The sequence below is a fragment of the Bartonella sp. AD13SXNS genome, from assembly GCF_042196465.1.
Lineage (GTDB): Bacteria > Pseudomonadota > Alphaproteobacteria > Rhizobiales > Rhizobiaceae > Bartonella.
The window spans coordinates 1-22,662 of sequence record NZ_JBHIQI010000014.1; the positions used below are offsets into that span (position 1 = coordinate 1).

The window sequence follows — 22,662 nt, forward strand, 5'->3', positions numbered from 1 at the left end:
ATCGAGAAAGTGTTAGAGCCATCCATGATGTATTGGGGATTTAACATGACAAATCCTATTTTTGCTAAGGAAAAAGTGCGCTTGGCGATGCGTTATCTTATTGACTATGAAGGTCTTGGTAAGAAGCTTCTCAAAGGGATTGGTGTTCCACGGGCGAGTTTTATTCCTCTTGGTAACTTTGGGGCTTTGGATGAAAAAGAAGGGCAACCCTTTAGATTTGATGTTGCAAAAGCCAAGCAGCTTTTAGCAGAGGCTGGTTATCCGAATGGCTTTGAGGCAAATTTTCTTGTATCAAATGCCCCTTATACGCTGTTACTTGCTCAGTCGCTTCAAGACAGTGCGGCAAAGGCGGGGGTGCGTCTTAAAATTGAACGGATGGCTGGTACACAGTTGTTTTCAAAAGTGAATGCACGGGCTTTTGATACGACTTTTATCGGATGGAATAACGATTCTGCGGACCCTCATACCATGGCTTCACGTCTTATTTATAATCCGGATAATCGGTCTGAGGCAAAAAATACCGCTTATCCTAGTTGGCAGAATGGGTATTTTGATGCTGAGATGAATCAAAAAGTTGAAGAGGCATTGTTTCAAAAAGATTCGCAAAAACGGGCGCAACTTTATGCTGATTTACAACGTGAACTTATGCAAAAAGGACCTTATGCGTTTATCTTTCAAAAATATAGCGTTATCGCGATGACACCTGATATCAAAAAGTGGGTTTGGAATAGTGCGCCACAAATTTTTTATAGTAAAATTGAAAAATAAGTGTGTCTTTAAATATTGTAAAATACAACAAAAATGAAATCATAATAACTTCAGCGTTTTGCATAGTGTTCAAGAACTTTGTAATACGCTGGAGATCATGGGGAATGATTGGATATGTTGTTGAATATTTCTATTTTAAAAGGGATCTGTCATTTTCATTAAAGATGTGTTGGTATGGATGTTAAAACTGGATATTTCAACTTCTGTGAAGTGAAAAGTGGTAAATTTATTTGCTCAAAAATCAGTGCAAAAAATGTCGCGAAATTTTAGCATTGCTGAAGGAGCGAAGACTTTGCAATGGTGAAGAAAAGTTTTATTATGGGGAAGGTACGAGGAATATCAGTTTTTATGGTGTCTATGTTTCTTACTTTGAAAGATGGTAAGATGCCAATTGGAGGGTGTTATTTTACGGGGAGTGATGAGAAATTGCAAATTTCCTTTTGAAGAAGGAATAAAAGTCGTTGCACTTGGCAAATTGATGAATTTTTCTGTTTGATCGAAACGTTAAATTATGATGAAGGCTTTTTGTTATTAAAGCACTTGAATCAACAGGGGGTGCTTTGGTGACATTAAAAAAACATCAGAAAAAAAAACATCAGAAAAAACAAGGGGAAACTTGTTTAACAAGAGAGAAAAACAATAGAGGTTTGATAGTCTTTAATCATAGCATTATGCTCTCATGAATAGGCTCTGTTACTGGTAAGCGTTTATTGTATAGCAAAAGTGTTTGCCATTGCACGTTTTGGTTTGGCTTATAAGTGTGGGCAGGAGGAGTGATTGGTAAGTAGTGGTGTTTGAAAGTTTGAATACTTTGTTGAGGCGCTTATGTATCGTCTCATTTTATTATTTAAATATGTTTGTGTTGCGTGGAAAATTTATACAATAAACTTTAAAAGGAAAAGTCTATGAGCTTGAAAAGGAAAATATTGAAAAGGAGCAGTTCTCTGGTTTCTGCTTTTATAGCACTGGGGATGGTTGTACAACAGGTTCCAGCAAAAACACCCGCTGATACTCTTGTGATGGGTTGGAATCTCGATTCAATTAGTACATTTGATCCAGCGCAAATCAATGATCGTTATGGGAATGAAGTTCTTGTCAATGTTTGTGATAATTTAGTTGACCCCGCTAAAGATAATGCAGCTAAAGTTATTCCTTCTTTGGCCAAAAGCTGGGATGTTTTAAGTGATGATCAGAAAACGGTGATCACTTTTCATTTGCGTGATGGTTTGAAGTTCAACGATGGTCGTTCTGCTAATGCTTATGATCTTGTTTGGAGCATGAAGCGGGTTGTTAAATTGAAGATGGCTACTGCGGCGACATTTAATGAATATGGTATTACAGAACAAAATGTTGATGAGGCTTTTCAAGCACCGGATGAGAAAACGGTGGTGATGAAATTTGATAAACCTTATCCAGCAGAGCTTATCCTTAGCCATTTTGCCACTAGTCGTACTCTTGCCTTGTTGGATCGTGAGACAATTATGAAACATGAACAAGATGGTGATCTGGGAAATCGGTATTTGGCGAGCCATTCTGCCTGTGTTGGTCCTTATCAGATAAGTAGCTGGCGTCCTGGAGAAGCTATTTTGTTGCGTGCAAGCTCCAATTATTGGGGTGAGGCACCTAAATTGAATAAGATTTTAATTCGCCATGTTGCGGAGCCTGGAACGCAACGTTTATTGTTGCAAAAACACGATATCGATGTTGCACGTAATTTGTTGCCAGAGGATTTAGCAGATCTCCAAGCTACAACGGATATTAAAGTTGCAAGAGTATTAGAGCCGTCCGTAATCATATGGGGATTTAATGTGACGAATCCAATTTTTGCTAATGAAAAAGTGCGTTTGGCGATGCATTATCTTATTGACTATGAAGGACTCGGTAAGACGCTTCTTAAAGATGTTGGTGTTCCACGGGCAAGCTTTATTCCTCTTGGTAATCTTGGAGCTTTAGACGAAAAAGAAGGACAACCCTTTAAACTTGATCTGCAAAAAGCAAAGCAGCTGTTAACTGAGGCTGGTTACCCAGATGGTTTTGAGGCCAATATTTTTGCAGGGGCATCTCCTTATCCTTTTGCTTTGCCTATTGCTCAGTCTCTCCAAGATAATGCAAAAAAAGTGGGAGTGCGCTTTAAAATTGAACGTTTTGTGGGGACACAATTATTTTCAAAACTCTCTGCACGTGCTTTTGATACGATTTTTTTCGGATGGAATAATGACTCTGCTGATCCTCATACAATGGCTTCTCGTCTTATTTACAATCCGGATAATCGGTTTGAGGCAAAAAATACCGCCTATCCTAGTTGGTGCCATGGGTATTTGGATGAAACGATGAATCAAAAGGTTCAGGATGCTTTATTTGAAAAAGATCCACAAAAACGGGCGCAAATGTATGCTGATTTGCAACGTGAATTTATGCAGAAAGGACCCTATGCTTTTATTTATCAGACGTATCACACGATAGCGATGACACCGGATGTCAAAAAATGGGTTTGGAATAGTGCTCCACGTATTTTTTATAGTGCAATTGAAAAATAAGTGGATTTTAATGCTGTAAAATACAACAAGAATAAAATCATGATAACTTCAGCGTTTTGTATGGGGGTAAAAATTTTGCAAAACGTTGAAGCTTATCGGTAACGCATTGATATGTTGTGTATAGAATGTAATTTCAAGATATGCTATTTAAAGAGCTCTTTTATCCTATTACGCCATAAAACACTGTTGTTTAGAGCGGTGATATAAAGCATGAAAAGCTTTACATATTAAGTGTTTTTAGATACCGTGATCAGTACAGGGCAGGGTTTGGGCTGTCGCGCCTATGCAGTGAACCGCATGAGTGGTCAGAAAGTGGAACTTGCCCCGTGAGAAGCTAGTCCGGTGGACTGGTAGAAATCTCCATCCTTTGAGATGTTGGGAGGAGGTTAATTTCATTAAAATTAAAAATGTGTTTGTGTGAATGTTAAGACTTAATATTTCAATTTCCGTGAATTGAAAAATGGCAAATTTATTTGATGAAAAAATAAGTACAACGAATGTTGTGGAATTTACTGTTTCCGAAATAGCAGGGGCTTTAAAGCGTGTTGTTGAGGAGAAGTTTGGTTATGTACGGGTGCGTGGGGAGATATCAGGTTACCGTGGTGCTCATGCTTCAGGACATGCTTATTTTGCTTTAAAAGATGATAAGGCGCGGTTGGAAGCTGTTATTTGGCGTGGAGTGATGGAAAAGCTCAAATTTCCTCCTGAAGAAGGGATGGAAGTGGTAGCTGTTGGTAAACTTACGACGTATCCAGGGTCATCAAAATATCAAATTGTCATTGAAGCTCTTGAACCAACAGGGGTTGGTGCTTTGATGACACTTCTTGAAAATCGTAAAAAAAAGTTTTTAGAAGAAGGCTTATTTGATGAAGCAAAGAAAAAAACTTTGCCTTATATGCCTCGAATTATAGGCGTTGTAACATCACCAACAGGTGCTGTTATTCGTGATATTATTCACCGTATATCCGATCGTTTTCCGTTGCATATTTTGGTTTGGCCTGTACGTGTTCAGGGGGAAACAAGTGGGAGGGAAGTCGCTGCTGCTGTTGAAGGTTTTAATGCGTTGCCTTTAGGAGGCGTTGTTCCTAAGCCTGATCTTCTTATTGTTGCGCGGGGAGGGGGAAGTTTAGAAGATTTGTGGGGATTTAATGACGAAGCCGTTATTCGTGCTGTTTATAACTCTTCTCTTCCTGTTATTTCTGCTGTTGGGCATGAAACGGATTGGACCTTGATTGATTATGTGGCTGATTGGCGCGCTCCAACTCCCACAGCCGCAGCAGAGCGGGCTGTTCCTGTTAAGCTTGATCTCGAGGTGCTAGTGGCATCGCTTGGTGCACGTTTGCGCATGGGACTTGCGCGTTATTTTGATTTTTATCGACAAAAACTGCGTGCTACTCTACGCGCTCTTCCGACTGCCGATCAACTTTTTGCTCTACCACGGCGAGGTTTTGATGAAATTTCAAGTCGTTTGCAGCGTGCTCTTTGTGTAAGCTATGATAAAAAACGTTTTTCTTTTCATGCACTTGGTGTGCGTCTTTCACCGCGTTTACTTAATACTGAAAAAGCAGAACACAATACGAAGGAATATACTGCACGTCTTCAGCGTGCTTTTGTGCGCAATGTTGAAAAACAACGGGCTGGGTTAGAGGTAGCCTCTAGGCTTTTAAGAAGCACTTCGTATCAGAATATTTTGGAGCGCGGCTTTGTTTTGGCTTTGGGGAAAGAGAATAAGCCCATCAAACGGTTGGTGCAGTTTCCTGAAACGGGGCAAATAAATTTACGTTTTTTTGATGGTGATATCAGTGTTGCAACACAAGAGCCTGTTTCCGCTAAACGTTCAAACCACAAGCAAATAAAATCGTCTAGCGATGATCAAGGAACCCTCTTTTGAATACAACAACATATTGATTTATATTAGATAATTTAGCACTATTCATATTGAATTAGAGCCCCGAATAACGTATGATTCTCTCATTGCAAATATGTGTATCTTGAATCAATCAAAACCACTTGCTTGCACATTACAAGTGGGGGGACCATGAGGGTAAAAACTGTACAAGAAAGGACTAAAAATGGCTCTTATGAACCGTTTTAATGCAAGGTCTGTTGCAATATTGGGGGATGGCAAATATAATGATGGTGCTGGCTTGCTTCTTCACAAACGTAAAGATGGGGGCGCTCAATGGTTTTATCGTTATACCATTCATGGTCGACGCCGTGAAATGGGAGTGGGTGCTCTTTGAGAGATGTTTTTTTTAACGAGCCCGTGAATGTGCAACTGGGTGGCGTTCTGTTTTACGGTGAGTGCTATGCTTGCGGAAGGTCTTCTTAAGGGAGTGGATGGAAAAATTCGTTGCGCATGGGCCGGAACTGATCCACTTTATTGTGCTTATCATGATAATGAATGGGGAAAGCCTGTTGTAGAGGATATTTGTTTGTTTGAAAAAATTTGTCTTGAAGGTTTCCAAGCTGGACTTTCTTGGTTGACAATTTTAAAAAAACGCTCTTCTTTTCGCATTGCATTTGATCATTTTGACTTTGAAAAAATTGCTCATTATGATGAGTTAAAGGTGCAAATGTTGATGCAGAACAAAGATATTGTTCGCCATCAAGGAAAAATTCGATCAGTACTTAATAATGCACTTAGAGCACAAGAAATTATAACAGAGTGGGGAAGCTTGACCCACTATTTTTGGTCTTTTCAGCCACCACAATCAGAACATTATGAAAAGATAGACTTTCAAACACTGTCGTCTCATCCCATAACACCTGCTTCTCTTCGTCTTTCTCAAGATTTAAAGAAACGTGGCTGGACATTTATTGGTCCAACGATTTGTTATGCTTTTATGCAGTCCGTAGGGATTGTCAATGATCATCTTGAAGGATGTTTTTGTCGATAAATTGGTAAAGTCGCGTTCGTGAAAGCAATGATCAATAGGCTAATAATTGAATTGTTTAATAAATGTACAGATTATGCACTCCACTGTATAAGATAATTGAAATATACAAACTTATACAAGATTGATGATTTTTTACGGTTGTTGGCAATCAAAACGACAAAGCGATAATTTTGAAGATGAAAAAACAGATGCAAAAAGAAGTGATATCTAATTGTCATGTATTTCGAGTTAGATAATGGTGATGTCTTGTCTGTTTTAAAGAAACTTTTCTCAAGGAATCCAAGTCTATTTTGCAACACTGTTCGTGAATGGTATGATAGTAAACCCATTGTGCATTCCATCTTTAAGCTTATGAAGGAACAAATCGGCATCATCACAGATTTACTAGCTCTCAATGTTGTGCAACAGTCTTTAGCATTGGTAATGGTTCAGAAGAGGTGTTTTTATTTCTGTTAATAACATGACCGTTATAATTAATGAATATTTTATTCATGTTTATTGACGAATGCAAAGTCATCTTTAGATGTGGTGGTGTTGTTGCATTGTTATATTTTGCTTGGATTGTATGACTGTTAGTTTATTTGTGTGATGGTCGCTTGCTCAATACTTGCCTAAGCAATATAAAACAAAATGCAGTTAGGAAAAATTGAAATTAAATGACTCAAGCTGCTTGTGTTAGATTTTATTATCTGATAACTTTTTTCTATTAGAGAGTAATTTTGCTGTGTGTGAGCTCCAGTTTTGGGGAGGATGCTTAAGCTCAGGCAGAGCCGTATACGCTACATTGCTGAATTGAATCTCTGTATTTTGCTGTTGGAAACGAGAGTTTTATTGCGGTATATTGTTTGCTATTTTATTTTTATAGCGGAAAAGCAATGATGCACATTTAAAGTTTAAAAGGATTTATATTCGTAATGTCTTTGGGGAAAATCGTATAATGAATTTTGTTTTTATCAATGAGAAAGGGCATTTTTGTGTGCATTCTTTTATTGCAAGCTTTATCTCTCAGAAGACAAAATTTGTAAGGAATGGTTTTTCTCATTATTTCTTTATCGTTATTAACGTGTTTGGTTTTGTTGGTAAAAACGTAAAATTTTTGATACTTAATTTTCAAAAGATTAAGCGGCTTTTTATGGTAGAAAAAATATTTTCTTATATTTTTTTACTATTTCGAGGCCGTTTTGATCATGTAGTAAAGATGCGTTGTATCTTGAAATTGAGTGTTTGAGGAGGATGACGGTTTTTAAAATTTGCATATTTTATTTTAAATACACCCTAAAAGAATAAAACAGTGAGTTTATAAATCTTTGCGCAATGATTTTTTAAAAAGCTTACCGTTTTCTGGGGGGATACAGGATTTGTCATTTTGATAATTTATTGGGGCTGATATAGCGTATTGTTGTATGCAAAGAGATATTATGAAAAAAATGTGATACTAGTTAGCAAAACATATAGTGCATGTTCGCTATGGTTTGATTGAAACTTAAGTCAGTGAATTTATAAAGTGGATGACTTTGTATAAGCGATTAGAACGTATTTGTTCAATTTTTATAATTATAAATTTGCTATGTCATTTGAGCATCATTCATTGATAAAAAATAAAGGGGAAAGTTTATGAACTTAAAGAAAAAAATATTAACGAATAGCAGCTCTCTTGTTTCTGCTTTTATAGCACTGGGGATGGTTGCACAACAGGTTTGGGCAAAAACACCCGCAGATACCCTTGTGATGGCTTGGAATCTCGATGCAATTAGTACATTTGATCCCGCACAACTTAATGATGTTTATGGAGGTGAAATTGTCCGCAATGTTTGTGATAGTTTGGTCAGTACCGCAACGGATGATCCTGCTAAAATGGTTCCGGCATTAGCTACACATTGGGATGTTTCAGGGGATGATCACAGTACGGTGATTACTTTTCATTTGCGTGATGGTTTGAAGTTTAATGATGGGCGATCAGCCAATGCCAATGATCTTCTTTGGAGTATGAAGCGGATTGTCAAATTAAAGATGACCAATGCGACAATTTTTAATGAATATGGAATTACAGAGCAAAATGTTGATGATGCTTTGCAAGCCCCTGATGAAAAAACAGTGGTGATGAAATTTGATAAGCCTTATCCAGCAGAGCTTATCCTTAATAATATTGTTGCGAGTCCGGCAACAGTTTTGCTCGATCGTAAGACAATTATGAAACACGAAAAAGATGGTGATCTGGGAAATCAGTATTTGAAGAGTCATGTTTCTTGTGTTGGTCCTTATCAGTTAAGCAGTTGGCGCCCTAGAGAAGCTCTTTTGTTACGTGCAAGCTCCCACTACTGGGGACAAGCCCCGAAACTAAAGCAGATTCTCATTCGTCATGTTGTGGAGTCAGGTACACAACGTTTGTTGTTGCAAAAGCACGATATTGATGTTGCCCGTAATTTGGCTCCTGAAGATCTTGCAGATCTGCAAAAAACAACAGATATTAAAATCGAAAAAGTGTTAGATCCAACCATGATGTATTGGGGATTTAATACGACAAATCCCATTTTTGCTAAGGAAAAAGTACGCTTGGCGATGCGTTATCTTATTGACTATGAAGGTCTTGGCAAGAATCTTCTCAAAGGGATTGGTGTTCCACGGGCAAGTTTTATTCCTCTTGGTAACTTTGGGGCTCTGGATGAAAAAGAAGGACAACCCTTTACATTTGATGTTGCAAAAGCCAAGCAGCTTTTAGCAGAGGCCGGTTATCCGAATGGATTTGAGGCAAATTTTCTTGTCTTAAATGCTCCTTATACTTTGTTACTTGCTCAGTCGCTTCAAGATAGTGCTGCACAGGCAGGGGTGCGTCTTAAAATTGAACGTGTGGCAGGTACACAGTTGTTTTCAAAAGTGAATGCACGGGCTTTTGATACGGCTTTTATCGGATGGAATAACGATTCTGCGGATCCCCATACAATGGCTTCACGTCTTGTTTATAATCCTGATAATCGGTTTGAGGCAAAAAATACCGCCTATCCTAGTTGGAAGCATGGATATTTTGATGCCGAGATGAATCAAAAAGTTGAAGAGGCATTGTTTCAAAAAGATCCGCAAAAACGGGCGCAACTTTATGCTGATTTACAACGTGAACTGATGCAAAAAGGGCCTTATGCGTTTATTTATCAGCAATATAGCGCTATAGCGATGACAACTGATGTCAAAAAATGGGTTTGGAATAGTGCGCCGCGTATTTTTTATAATAAAATTGAAAAATAAGTGTGTCTTTAAATGTTGTCAAAGATAAACAGTGCTTAATCATAATTGCATGATGAAAATATTTTCTCACATAAAAGTCTTTCAGTTTTTTTAAGGATGAAATTGTGAGAAATGTTTATGCAATATATGATTGATGTCGTTTATAGGAAGGGGTGAATATGAGAAGTTATATTGGGGAGGTTCTTTGTTTATCTTTATAGATTCTCTGTATTCCGAATATAGATTGATGGATAAGAGAATTACTTTATAGATGCTTGGTTCGATTAAATGAAGTTGATGTTTGATGCCATGCTGTTTAAAAAAACAAAATCATAATCACTTTGTGTGAAAAGATACAAGAGTACAATAGGAAGAGATAAAATGGAAAAAAAAGAATGTTGAAAAAAATTTCTATTTTATTAAGCACACTCGTTTTCTTGAATGGGGCTGTAACATCAGCATTTAGTGCCTCATCTAAAGATATATTGGTGATGGCATGGAATATTGATTCAATTAGTAGTTTTGATCCAGCGCAAACTGTTGAGGTTGTGACGAGTGAATTATTGACGAATATTTGTAGCGCGTTAGTGCAATATGATGAGCATGATCCCACAAAAATTCGCCCTGCTATGGCACAGTCTTGGGACGTTTTAGATAATGGAAAAAGAATAGTTTTTCATCTTCGTGATGATTTGAAGTTTGATGATGGGAGGACGGCGACGGCGCAAGATCTGGTGTGGTCGATGCGGAGGATTATTAAATTAGGATTAAGCTATGCTCAATCTTTAATGGATTATGGGTTTACCAAAAAAAATGTTGAAACAAATATTCAGGCTCTTGATGATAAAACTTTACAATTAAAATTCGATAAATCCTATCCTATTCAACTTATATTGACTGTTATTGGACAATCTTATGCTTCTGCTTTGCTTGATCGGAAAACAATTGAAGCGCAGAGTCTTAACGGTGATATGGGGAATAAATATTTAGCAACACATTCTGCTTGTGTTGGGCCTTATAAATTGGTGAACTGGTCTCCAGCGGATAAAGTTGTGTTAGAGGCTACACAGCATTATTGGGGTGAAGTGCCTAAAATTAAGAAGATTGTTGTGCAGCATGTAGCGGATTCATCAAGTCAAAGACTTCTGTTGGAAAAAGGTGATGTGGATATTGTACGTGATCTTTCTTCAGAGGATATTTTAGATCTTGAAAAAAAGGGCGGTCGGATCAAAATTAGCCGTGTTTTGCGCCCGCAGATTATTTATCTATCGTTAAATAACAAAAATGCAATTTTAGCAAACGAAAAGGTTAGGTTGGCACTTCGTTATTTGGTTGATTATGAAGGTCTTGGAAAAACTGTTTTGAAGGGGATTGCTATTCCCCGAGCAACTTATATGTCCTTGGGTGTTCCAGGTGCTTTAGATGAAAAAGAAGGATTGCCTTTTAAGTTGGATTTGAAAAAAGCAAAACAGTTGATTACTGAGGCTGGCTATCCTAATGGTTTTAAAGCTAATCTTTTAGTTGGAAGCCTTAGTTATATGTCATCTGTTGCACAGTCTATTCAAGCCAATGCACGCAAAATTGGTGTTGAGCTGACAATTGAAAAAATGGCACAAAATCAATTGTTAAGTCGTGTACGGGGTGGAAATTATGATACTGCACTTATGGGGTGGGGGAGTGCTGATCCTGATGGACATCCTGCTTCATTAAATCATGTATTTAATCCTGATCCAACATTTACAAAAAAGCACAATATGTATTTGGCTTGGCGCGCTGGATATTATGATGAAAATATTAATAAAATGGTGATGCATGCTTTATTTGAGAAAGATCCCAATAAGCGTATTATGCAATATCGTACTTTACAGCATTATGTGCTAGAGCATGGTCCTATGGTTTATTTGTTTCAGACATATTATACCGTTGGTATAGGACCTGATGTCAAAAAATGGGTTTGGAATAGTTACAGACTTTACTACAATGAAGCAGAAAAATAAGCATGTTGTAGAGAAAGATTGTAGAACATGTTTAATAAGAGATTATTTCGTTATATGAAAAAAAGTATTCGCTTTATATTTTATCGCTACAGAGGGGATTTTTATAATGATTTTGCCACTTTCAGAGACTGAAAGAGCTGTATCAGAAAAGCAAAAAAAATTGTTTTTATGGAATTTTTTGTTCAAGGGATTTAAACTTCTTATTTCAGTTATTATCACATTGTTTGGGTTGGTGACGATTACTTTTTTTCTTGGTCATCTTCTTCCTCTAGATCCCGTTTTGTCTATTCTTGGTGATAATATCAGTCAGGAGGCTTATGATACAATGTATTATAAGCTGGGTCTTGATAAGCCGTTGATTGTCCAATATTGGAAGTATCTTCATAATGTATTTTTATTTGACTTTGGAGATGCTTTAACTTCTGGGCGTCCTGTTTTAACTGATATTATGCGCGTATTTCCTGCAACATTAGAGCTTGCAACCGTTGCTATTGTTATTGGCACATGTCTTGGGATTCCATTTGGTGTTTTTGCAGCAATGTATCGCGATTCATTTATTGATTATGTTGTCCGTGTTTTTACACTTGTAAGTTATTCTACCCCGACATTTTGGCTTGGTTTAATGGCGTTGTTAATATTTTACGCCAAGCTTGGCTGGGTTGGTGGTCCAGGACGTATTGATTTTCTTTATGAATATTCTTTTGAACCTAAAACAGGATTTTTTCTTTGGGATACAGCGAGCCAAGGACAATGGGAGGCTTTTGGTAATGTCTTTAGTCACATTATTATGCCTGCTTTGATCTTAGCATTCGGTGCTATGGCTTATATTAGCCGTATGACTCGTGGGTTTATGATTGAGCAACTCAATCAGGAATATATTATTACTGCCCGTGTAAAGGGGTTATCTTGGGCGCGAACGGTTTGGGGGCATGCCTTTAGGAATGCTGCTGTTCAGGTTATTACCGTTGTGGCGCTATCTTATGCTTTTTTATTAGAAGGGGCGGTTTTGACAGAGACAGTTTTTGCTTGGCCTGGTTTTGGGCATTACTTGACAAATGCTCTTTTAGCCGGAGATATGAATGCAGTTGTAGGATGTACTTTACTTGTAGGATTTATCTTTGTCGCCATTAATTTATTTTCTGATTTGCTTTATCGCATTTTTGATCCAAGGACACGTTGAATATGACAGTAAGTAATCATCATAAATCGCAATCATCATCTTCTTTGAGAAGTTGGTTAAATGACCCTATTCCGCGGTCCATAATTCAAGCGAACATACAAAGAATTTATCACGCATTGGTTAAGTTTTTTCATAACTTTTCGGCTGTATTGGGTTTGCTTATTATTTGTATTATTATCATATGTGCATTTTTTGCTCCATGGATTGCTACGCATGATTTTCTTAGCAATGATCTGGGGCATAGGTTGCAGCCACCCTCTATGGCGCATTATTTTGGAACAGATGAATTAGGACGTGACATTTTTAGTCGCCTTGTTTTTGGTTCTCGTATTACTCTTTATGTTGTTTTTCTTACAACAGTTATTGTAGGTCCAATAGGGCTTATTGTTGGAACTGTATCTGGTTATATGGGCGGATGGGTTGATACTGTGCTCATGCGCATTGTCGATATTTTTCTTGCTTTTCCAGGTTTGATTTTAGCTCTTGCATTTTCAGCCGCATTGGGCCCTGGGATCGAAAATGCCTCTATTGCAATTTCAATTGCAGCATGGCCGCCAATCGCACGTTTAGCACGTGCTGAAACTTTAATGATACGTTCTTCTGATTATGTTTCTGTTGTTCGCTTGCAGGGGGCTTCTGCTTGGCGAATTATTTTGTTTCATGTTGCGCCCATGTGTATTCCTTCAGTGATTGTACGATTAACTTTGGATATGTCTGGAATTATTTTAACGGCTGCTGGTCTTGGTTTTTTAGGGTTGGGAGCTCAACTTCCAAGTCCTGAATGGGGGGCGATGCTTTCCTCAGGGCGGGAGTTTATGATGACAAATTGGTGGTTAGCAGCAATACCAGGCTGTGCAATATTATTTGCAAGTCTTGCTTTCAACCTTTTAGGTGATGGTCTTCGTGATGTATTGGATCCACGCAATGGGTAATAAATTATTAGAAGTAGAAGATTTACGTATTTCTTTTCCTACAGCGCGCGGCATTTCAGAAGTTGTACGCGGTGTTAGTTTTTCTGTCGGCAAAGAAAAAATTGGAATTGTTGGTGAATCCGGATCTGGAAAATCGATGACTGGGCGCGCAATACTAAGGTTGAGTCCAAAATCAGCAATTGTTAAAGCTAAAAAAATGCGCTTCGATGATGTTGATTTATTGACCGCAAGTGAGCCTCAGATGCGAAAAATCCGAGGTAAGCGTATTTCAATGATTTTACAGGACCCCAAATATTCACTTAATCCTTTAATACGGATTGGTGAGCAGATTATGGAGGCTTACCGTATTCATTACCGCGTTTCAAAAGGTGAGGCGCGGGAGCAGACTATATCTATGTTGGAATCTGTTCATATTCGTGATCCTGAACATGTGATGCGATTATTTCCTCATGAAATATCAGGGGGGATGGGGCAGCGTGTGATGATTGCAATGATGCTTATTCCAAAACCTGATTTAATTATTGCCGATGAGCCAACATCTGCGCTTGATATTACAGTAAGACGACAAGTTTTATCCGTATTAGATGAATTGGTGACAAAGTCTGGAACGGGACTTATTTTCATTAGTCATGATTTGAATATGATTGCTGATTTTTGTGATCGTATTTTGGTAATGTATGCAGGCCGCGTGTTAGAAGAGTTGCCAGCTTCTGATTTGTCTCACGCTTGTCATCCTTATACCAAGGCTTTGCTCGCGAGTTTGCCACGGCTTGATAATCCTGTTGATGTTTTGGCTGTTCCTGAGCGTGATCCTGATTGGTTGTATAATCCTACGATTGTTAATGGTGTTGAGGAGGTTCCCCATGACAAATTGTGAGAATATTATTGATGTTTCTAATTTATCTGTAACTTTTGGCCATAGGCATAAGGCAGTAACAGTTGTTAAAAATGTTAATTTTCATATTAAGCGTGGTGAAGCTTATGGTTTAATTGGTGAATCTGGATGTGGAAAATCAACTATTTTGAATACATTGGTAGGGCTTATTCCAGATTATAGCGGAAAGTTCCTTTTTGCTGGACAAGAAGTCGAAAAAAAACGAAGTAAAGATTTTTTACGCTGTATTCAAATGGTTTTTCAAGATCCTTATGCTTCTCTTCATCCAAGAAAAATGGTTCATAAGGTTCTTTCTGAATCTCTTAAAATCCATGGTATGGATAATCAAAAGGAGCGGGTAGAGGATGCTTTAGATTCTGTTGGTTTAGATTCTTCATTTCTTTATCGTTATCCTCATGAGTTGTCTGGGGGGCAGCGTCAGCGTATTGCTCTTGCACGTGCTTTAATTATTGAGCCAGAGGTTTTGTTGCTTGATGAGCCAACATCTGCATTGGATGTGTCGGTACAGGCTGAAATTTTAAACTTGTTGAAATCGTTGCGAGAAAGAAAAAAACTTACTTATTTGATGGTATCCCATGATCTTGCTGTTGTTGCACATATTTGTGAACGTGTTGGGATTATGCATAAAGGGATTATTCTTGAAGAGCTTAGCAATGATGAATTGCGTAATCTACATGCGCAACATAATTATACAAAGGAGTTCTTTGAAGCAAGTATAGAGCCTATTGTCCATAGAGAGCAAAGAGTGTGATCGATTTTCCAAAGAGAAAATACATTTTTCTATTTTGGGTTTTGAGAAGTATTTAGTATCTTTGTTGTAATAGAGAGTTTTTGTATTTTTTATAGTGTGAAATCTTATCGATATAATTTATTGAGAGAAATTTTAGCTCTCATATTTTTTACTTTATCAGGCATAGAACATTATGAGTCATACAGATGACTCATAACACGCATTATGTATTTGTTGTACAGTTTGTTGATTATAAATTTATGTTTAGAAGTTTTCATTGTAGAAGAGCATTAAGCTTGTAAAAAATAATAGGTGATTAATAATGCTATGTGTTCTAGGAAAATTTATTCTTTAGGGTATAGTTTAATTTTTATTGTTTTTGATTTGTTTATTTTTTTACAGTGTTAGCTCTTATTTATCAAAAAATGCTAAGTTTTATTCTTTAAAAGAGAAAAGCTATTATAAAAAATTTTCAATGGTACACGAGAATGATTCAACTATTTTGTTGTTTTTTCTTTTTAAGAAGAGGTTCTTTGAAAGCAAAACAGATTTTATAAATAGAAAGGCAGTATACTATACTGCCTTTTTTGTTAATACATAGAAAAGAAATACGCTGTTTTGACAGTTTTGTTTTAAAACTGATAGCGTATGCCACCTGAAAAACTTGCTCCAGATACACCGGTTTTTTGAAGCTTTTGTTGATAGCTGACATCCCCATGAAGGGAGAAATTGTGAGACAGTTGCGCATTAATGCCAACGCCGCCTTCAATTGCAGGTCCCATAGGATCAAGGTCAAAATCTCTGCCAATCCGGATGGTACCATCATCACCAAAAGTTTTGATCAAGTTTACTTTTCCATAGAAAGACATAGGACGGTTGTTTTCAGTGGAAATGGTTTTTGTCAAACGTCCACCAACACGGATCAACCATTGAGAAGGATTTTTCATATCAACGGTAAAATTATCAGCATCTTCAATGGTATTAAACATCAAATGTTGATAAGCAAGTTGTGCTTGAGGCTCGAAGGTTAAACCTTCCATTCCGGTTGCAAATTCTTTGCCAACAGTGGTGGAGATACTCAACATTTTGGCATTTTTCAATTTTGCGGTTTTGCCAATGATAGCATTGCCGATATCTCCTTTTAGAATTCCATAGGATAAAAGCGTATCCATATAGAAACCATTGTCATGCTGCACGCTGCCATAAGCTGTTAGTGACCATTTATCCAATGTGCTCTTACTTACATCATCCATATCCTTTGGAGTGAAAGATAGCCGCCCATAGGTGCCTACAAGACCGAAATGTGTTGTGGTATTTTGTCCTTCTAATGCCGTGAATGCAACACCGGCTTGTAGAGCAGCATAGCGGATATCAGCACCATAACCATATTTGAGAGGTCCGCGCTTGGAAGATAAGGTTCCTGTGTTTCCGTAAGTATAGAGGAAGAAACCGGTTTGTTTTTCCTCTTCTTTTCCTAAGACAGATGTTCTCATTGTGGCTAAAAGTGCGTTTTGTTTAGCCATATCGGTTAGTCCCGTGTAGAAGAGAGCATTTGGCATGACTAAATAGCTTGCTGTTTGTGGTACAGGGGCAACGGTAGGGATATTTGTTTCAGGATCAGGATTTGAACCAGAATTGGAGTCAAGCAGTTCGGGTTGCAAACGGAAATCCCAGAAATTTTCATTCTTTTCATCAAAGAGGTTTTGTGCAATATCGGCGTTGCCTTGGCTTGAGTCTGGTCCATAGGCACGTAGTGTATACATATCTGGTAAGCCACCTCTTGTGGTATAGCCATTTACCAGTTTGAAAGAGTTTTCCTCTGCTTTTCCAGAAACTTGAATAAGTGAAAGACCCCGGACATTGGCAGCAGCAGAGGTATTTGCTTCGATATTGTTCTCTTCTAAGCGCCCCGTGACATAAACTGATGTGTTGCCTGAGACATCCCCATGGATCAAAAGTCTATCGGTTTTTTGATCGGCGATTGGTGCTCCATCACTCCATTGTGCGTTGAAGTAAATCTTTGCATCACCCGTTGCATTGTAGACTTCTTGCGTGTCTGGTTTACCAGAACCTATATGCAAGGTTTGGTAATGATCTTCTGTTGGTTTCTCAAAAACAATGGAGCTGTTATCGAGATTAAGCACAGAAACATCAGAACGAGATCTTTGAGCGATATCAAGGAGATTGCTATCAGCATCTTTTTCGTTTTTGCTAATTTTCAACGTCCATTTTGTATTGTTTTTCAGATCAAAACGTACATTTCTGTCTTTAGCAATATTCGCTCTGCCTTCTAAAGTAGACTGATCAGCGCTTAAGGTGAAGGTGCCGTTGGAGATCGCTTTAACCTCTTTATTGTTCCAATAATTGTCATTTTTCCAAGATTTTGGATCTTCGAAAAGACCATCTCCTAACAATACATCAGCATGGATTTCTGAATTTTTGAGATTGACTGTACCGATTGACAAACCTGGAATATCTTCCATGTTTGTGTTAGTGAAAGCTCCAACAAAAATTCCAGTACCATTTTCAGCGTGAACATCTGCATTGGTTAAATTGATTTCACTGCTTTTACGTTTTTGTGGATCATCTGGATAATCTAGATCAGGATTAGAGAGAGCTATAAATTGCAAACCAGCAACTCCTGCTATCATAGAAGTATTCACGACATCAATATGTCCGTTAAATGCCGCCCATAGTGCAACTTTTTTTGCTTCTATTTTATTTTTTATTGTATTCTCTGCTGCTCCAATATAACCATTCGTCATCTTAATCGTGCTATTATTTCCTGCGGTGAGACCAACATCAAAATTTTGAATGATTGTTTTACCATTTAACTTAATTAAACTATCAGTTTCTGCAACGTTTACACCAACGGTCATTGTTTTACTTTCACCACCGGTTATAATTAAATCTCCGCTAATGATTTGACTTCCACCGTCTGCATAAAAACCTTCATCGACATTTTGAATGGTTGTTTTGCCCATTAACCTAACTTCACTACCAGAGTCCGATGTCCATATACCAGTGCGTTCGTTGTCGGAGCCTTCAAATGCTTCACCACCGATTATCGATAAGTTTTCGCTAATGATTTTACCTCCATTAACGGCATCGAGTCCGCCCAAAGTATTGTTAATTATTGTATCGCCATGCAATTGAATTGTGCTGTTATCGCCAATTACAAATGCACCGCTTCCTGTTCCCTCTGTTGTTAGAGCAACATTCGTGGCATCAATCTTTCCGCCTTTTTCTGCAAATAATGCAGCGTCTTTCCCATTTACCTTTCCTCCCGTCATTATGATAGTGGCGTTTTGTGCATTGGATTTTTGTCCATCAGCATGAAGACCATAACCATAAGATGAAATGACTTCAGTGCCGTTTAAAGTAATTCTGCTATAGTTTTGAGCATATACACCATCAGTTTTTCCATTGAATGTTCCTTTGGAGACTTTTACTATGGAGAAATCATTTGCAGATATGCCTGTTAGTGCTTGAGTTACGGTTACATTATTCAAAGTTACTGTGCTGTAGTAAGCTCTTATTCCCTTATCCATAAGGATGTCATCTTTGCCGCTTGATATTGTAACATCTTCTAACGTGCTTTCGTTAATACTCTGTTCGAAAATAGCACCTATATGAGATGCAGCAATGGAACCATCAATCATCTTGATAGTCGCTCCATCTCGTACATCAAGACCGTTTGCAACTTTTTCAATGGTTGTTGTACCGTTTAATGTAATCATACTGTTGTTGTAGGCTATTGCACCAGTACTGTTTTCAGTTTCAGAGCCGGTTATTGTTAGATTGTTGCTAACAATTTTGCCCCCAAGTGTTGCCGTAAGACCGTTTGTTACTTTTTCAATGGTTGTTGAGCCTTTTAATTCAATCGTACTATCAAGTCTGTAGGACGTTACACCAGAACTATTGCTATTTTTTTCGTTCTGAGAACCTGTTATTGTTAAATCTTTACTAATGATTTTGCCCATATTTACAAAAAGACCGTTGCCAACAACATTTTTAATGGTTGTTTGTCCTATTAATTCAACCACGCTATCAGACGTATCGACAAATACACCAATGTTTTTTTCTCCAGCTTCAGGAAGGATGATCGTTAAATCTTTCCCAGTGACTTTTCCTCCACTGTTTGCTTGAATCCCGTTTGTAAAGTTTTCAATGGTGGTTTCACCCATTAATTCAATCTCACTACCAAGACCTTGAGTTGTTACACCAATACCTGTATTACTTCCTTCTATTGTTAAATTTTCGCTAACGATTTTGCCCTTATTTTTTGCCCAAAGCCCATTTATGGCTTTTTCAATGGTTGTTTCCCCTTTTAACGTAATTTTGCTACCATCACCTTCAGAGATTACACCAGTTTTTTTAGATTCAGGAACGATTATTTTTAAATCCTTGCCAATGATTTTTCCGCCGTCTTTTGCGTGAATAGTTTCATAGGTTTTATCGGATACTTCTTGTTGTTTTCCCTCAGAAACTACGAGGGTTTCAGCATGTGCACTGAACTGGATGTTGAACAGGATGATAGCGGCTGCAGCTGTGCATGATAAAAGGGATGTTTTATACACTAGTATTCTCCTTATGATAGCCCCCAAATATTCATTTCCCCGCGAACTTCATAAGAAGAAGTGAAAATGGATAGTTGTTATTAATTTCAGTAATTGTCTTTATTTGGTAAGACATTTTTGGTTTTTTGTCAAAATTAAAAAATAATTGATATTAATTATGTCTAATACAAAATGTATTTATAATTGATTTTATTTAAAGAGTTATAATTTTGAATATTATTATTCAGAGAAATATTGTGAGATACTGATATAGTGGTACCATGACATCTTTTACGTGATGGTAGGTATTATTATATGACCCAAATTGGGGTTATGAGGGAACAAAAAAGGATGTAGAAGAAGCTTGTAAAAAAGCTAACTTACTTGGGCTTAAAGTGGGGTTTCATCTTTCAACACAGTGGTATTATTTATTTCTAATAGACTTCTCTTTTTCTCAAAGTAGGAAGTACTCTTCATCCACTGGGGATGGAAGTGCTCTGTTGCGTTTGTTGTGTCTTGTCTTGGTGATTTTCGTAAAGAACTAAGTATAAAGAGGGAAGAGTGCTTTAAAAGGAAAAAGGATGACTTTAATGTACAAAAAGGGCAGCATATTGTGGCTGCCCTTTTTGTTAAATTGAATAGAATGAATAGGTTATTTTTACAGCCTTGATTTAAAATTGATAGCGTATGCCACCTGAAAAGCTTGCACCACTTATACCAGTTTTCTGAAGCTTTTGTCGATAGCTTACATCACCGTAAAGAGAGAAGTTGTGAGACAGTTGCGCATTGATGCCAACGCCGCCTTCAATTGCTGTTCCCATAGGATCAAGATCAAAGTTCTTGCTAATTTGTACGTTTCCATTGTCACCAAAAGTTTTGATCAAGTTTGCTTTTCCATAGAAGGAAAGGGCAGGACCATTTTCAGTGGTCATAATGGTTTTGGTTAAACGTCCACCAATTCGCACCAACCATTGAGAAGGATTTTTCATATCAACGGTAAAATTATCAGCATCTTCAATGGTATCAAACATCAAATGTTGATAAGCAAGTTGTATTTGGGGCTCGAAGATTACTCCTTCCATTCCGGTAGAAAATTGTTTGCCAACGGTGGTGGAAATACTCAACATTTTTACATTGTTCAATTTCGCGGTTTTACCAATGATAGCATTGGTGATATCGCTCTTTATTATTCCATAGGATAAAAGTGTATCCATATAGAAACCACTGTCATGCTGTACGCTGCCATAAGCTGTTAGTGACCATTTATCCAATGTGCTCTTACTTACATCATCCATATCCTTTGGAGTGAAAGATAGCCGCCCATAGGTGCCTACAAGACCGAAATGTGTTGTGGTATTTTGTCCTTCTAATGCCGCGAATGCAACACCGGCTTGTAGAGCAGCATAGCGGATATCAGCACCATAACCATATTTAAGGGGACCGCGTTTCGAGGATAAGGTTCCTTTACCCCCATAGGTAGAGAGGAAGAAACTGTTTTTAAGATTTTTCTGCTCTCCCAAGACTGTTGTTCTCATATTGGCTAAAAGTGCATTTTGCTTGGCCATATCGGCTAATCCAGTATAAAAGAGAGCATTTGGCATAACCAAATAACTTGCCATTTGTGGTACAACTGCTCTTACTTTTGAATCGGGGTCAAGAAATTCAGGCTGCAAGCGGAAGTCCCAGAAATCTTTATCCTTTTCATCGAATAAGTTTTGGTTAGCATTGACTTTGCCATAACTTGATACTGGTCCATAGGCAGTCAGCGTATATTTATAAGGAGTTCCTCCTATGGTGGTATAGCCATTTTTCAATTTAAAAGAGTCTTCTTTTGCTTCTCCAGAAACTTGAATAAGTGAAAGTCCACCTATATTTGAAGGAGGAGAAGCATTTTCTACACTCTCTTTATCCTCTGAAACACTTTTGACATAAACTGTTGTAGTGCCTGCTACATCACCGTGAATGAGAAGCCTATCGGTTTTTTGTGCATCTATTGCAATACCATCACTCCATATAGCGTTGAAATGAATTTCTGCCTCACCAGAGGCATTATAGACTGCTAGAGTGGTTGGTATTCCAGATCCTACATGCAATGTATGATAATGATCTTCTACCGGTCCATTGAAAACAATAGAACTATCATTGAGATTGAGCACAGAAATATCAGAACGTGACCTTTGAGCAATAGCAAGCAGTTTTCCATCATCATCGGTTTCTTTTGTACTGGTTTTCAATATCCATGTTGCCTTGTTTGTCAAATCAAAGCGTACAGTTCTGTTTTCTGCAATTTTTGCTCTTCCCTTTAATACCGAGTGATTAGCATTTAGTGTAAAAGCAAAGTTATTTTCTTTAGTTGAGGCTTTTGCTGATAATAAAATATCGGCACTGATTTCTGAGTTTTTGAGATTGGCTATACCGATTGATTGGTCTGCATTAATTCCAATACTATTTTCAGTGCGAAGCTTTGTATTTGTCAAGTTGATTTCTAAGGTGTTATCATCCTCGGATTTATCAAATGTTATGCCACTGTTTTCTGCTGTTGCAGAAACATTTGTTACATCAATATATCCGCTATTTTTTACAACAAATGCTGATCCTTTTGCTGCTACGGTCCCTCCATTCATTTTAATCGTGCCACCGTTTTCTGCATAAAGCCCGATGAAAGTATTGCTAATCGCTGTATTTCCATACAATTCAATTAAGCTGTTAGGATTGCTGGTAGCAGCACCGTATCCGTTGCCATCCATCGTTGTTAGAGCAACGTCTGTGACCTTAATATGTCCACCATTCATTGCGAACAATGCCATGGTTTTCGCAGTTACTGTTCCCCCAGTCATTATGATTGTGCCACTATTTTCTGCATTAAGTCCGATGAAAGCATTATTAATTGTTGTTTTGCCATGCAATTCGATCAAGCTATCAGGATCGGTGGTAGCTGCGCCATA

At 37.7% G+C, this 22,662-nt stretch carries 13 protein-coding genes and 1 pseudogene; 12 read left to right on the forward strand and 2 right to left on the reverse strand.

Going from position 1 to position 22,662, the window contains the following annotated elements; genetic code table 11:
* The 12 genes and pseudogenes from ACFIMQ_RS07855 to ACFIMQ_RS07910 all read left to right on the forward strand — a co-directional run.
* Nucleotides 1-768 (forward strand): ABC transporter substrate-binding protein (locus ACFIMQ_RS07855; protein WP_375703756.1); only part of this gene is annotated, 768 nt, incomplete at its 5' end.
* A gap of 297 nt (nucleotides 769-1,065) precedes the next feature.
* The gene (locus ACFIMQ_RS07860) at nucleotides 1,066-1,212 is read left to right on the forward strand and encodes a hypothetical protein (protein WP_375703726.1); all 147 of its coding nucleotides are present in this window, start codon (nucleotides 1,066-1,068) and stop codon (nucleotides 1,210-1,212) included.
* Between the two features lie 461 nt (nucleotides 1,213-1,673).
* A complete protein-coding gene (locus ACFIMQ_RS07865; RefSeq protein WP_375703757.1) occupies nucleotides 1,674-3,305 on the forward strand; it encodes an ABC transporter substrate-binding protein in 1,632 nt (543 codons plus the stop codon).
* Nucleotides 3,306-3,765: 460 nt separating this feature from the next.
* A complete protein-coding gene (gene xseA / locus ACFIMQ_RS07870; protein WP_375703758.1) occupies nucleotides 3,766-5,196 on the forward strand; it encodes an exodeoxyribonuclease VII large subunit in 1,431 nt (476 codons plus the stop codon).
* Nucleotides 5,197-5,377: 181 nt separating this feature from the next.
* Nucleotides 5,378-5,606, forward strand: a pseudogene (locus ACFIMQ_RS07875) (Arm DNA-binding domain-containing protein); the annotation flags it as partial.
* Nucleotides 5,607-5,614: 8 nt separating this feature from the next.
* On the forward strand, nucleotides 5,615-6,205 hold the full coding sequence (locus ACFIMQ_RS07880) for a DNA-3-methyladenine glycosylase I (protein ID WP_375703768.1): 591 nt from the start codon (nucleotides 5,615-5,617) through the stop codon (nucleotides 6,203-6,205).
* A 1,614-nt stretch (nucleotides 6,206-7,819) separates the two neighbouring features.
* Nucleotides 7,820-9,445, forward strand: coding sequence for an ABC transporter substrate-binding protein (locus tag ACFIMQ_RS07885; RefSeq protein WP_375703759.1), 1,626 nt, complete (start codon nucleotides 7,820-7,822; stop codon nucleotides 9,443-9,445).
* A 374-nt stretch (nucleotides 9,446-9,819) separates the two neighbouring features.
* Nucleotides 9,820-11,421 carry an ABC transporter substrate-binding protein gene (locus ACFIMQ_RS07890; RefSeq protein ID WP_375616940.1) on the forward strand — a complete coding sequence of 534 codons (1,602 nt, stop codon included), beginning with the start codon at nucleotides 9,820-9,822 and terminating at the stop codon, nucleotides 11,419-11,421.
* A gap of 106 nt (nucleotides 11,422-11,527) precedes the next feature.
* A complete protein-coding gene (locus ACFIMQ_RS07895) occupies nucleotides 11,528-12,601 on the forward strand; it encodes an ABC transporter permease (protein WP_375616941.1) in 1,074 nt (357 codons plus the stop codon).
* Between the two features lie 2 nt (nucleotides 12,602-12,603).
* Nucleotides 12,604-13,533, forward strand: a complete 930-nt coding sequence (locus ACFIMQ_RS07900) for an ABC transporter permease (protein WP_375608760.1) — start codon at nucleotides 12,604-12,606, stop codon at nucleotides 13,531-13,533.
* Nucleotides 13,526-14,410 carry an ABC transporter ATP-binding protein gene (locus ACFIMQ_RS07905; protein ID WP_375703760.1) on the forward strand — a complete coding sequence of 295 codons (885 nt, stop codon included), beginning with the start codon at nucleotides 13,526-13,528 and terminating at the stop codon, nucleotides 14,408-14,410. The genes ACFIMQ_RS07900 and ACFIMQ_RS07905 overlap by 8 nt, the downstream gene beginning before the upstream one ends.
* Complete coding sequence (locus tag ACFIMQ_RS07910; protein ID WP_375703761.1) at nucleotides 14,397-15,179, forward strand: ABC transporter ATP-binding protein; 783 nt, start codon at nucleotides 14,397-14,399, stop codon at nucleotides 15,177-15,179. Before ACFIMQ_RS07905 ends, ACFIMQ_RS07910 begins: the two co-directional genes overlap by 14 nt.
* A 611-nt stretch (nucleotides 15,180-15,790) precedes the next feature.
* Here ACFIMQ_RS07910 and ACFIMQ_RS07915 read toward each other — a convergent pair.
* On the reverse strand, nucleotides 15,791-19,738 hold the full coding sequence (locus tag ACFIMQ_RS07915) for an autotransporter outer membrane beta-barrel domain-containing protein (RefSeq protein WP_375703762.1): 3,948 nt from the start codon (nucleotides 19,736-19,738) through the stop codon (nucleotides 15,791-15,793).
* A 650-nt stretch (nucleotides 19,739-20,388) separates the two neighbouring features.
* Nucleotides 20,389-22,662 (reverse strand): autotransporter outer membrane beta-barrel domain-containing protein (locus ACFIMQ_RS07920; protein WP_375703763.1); only part of this gene is annotated, 2,274 nt, incomplete at its 5' end.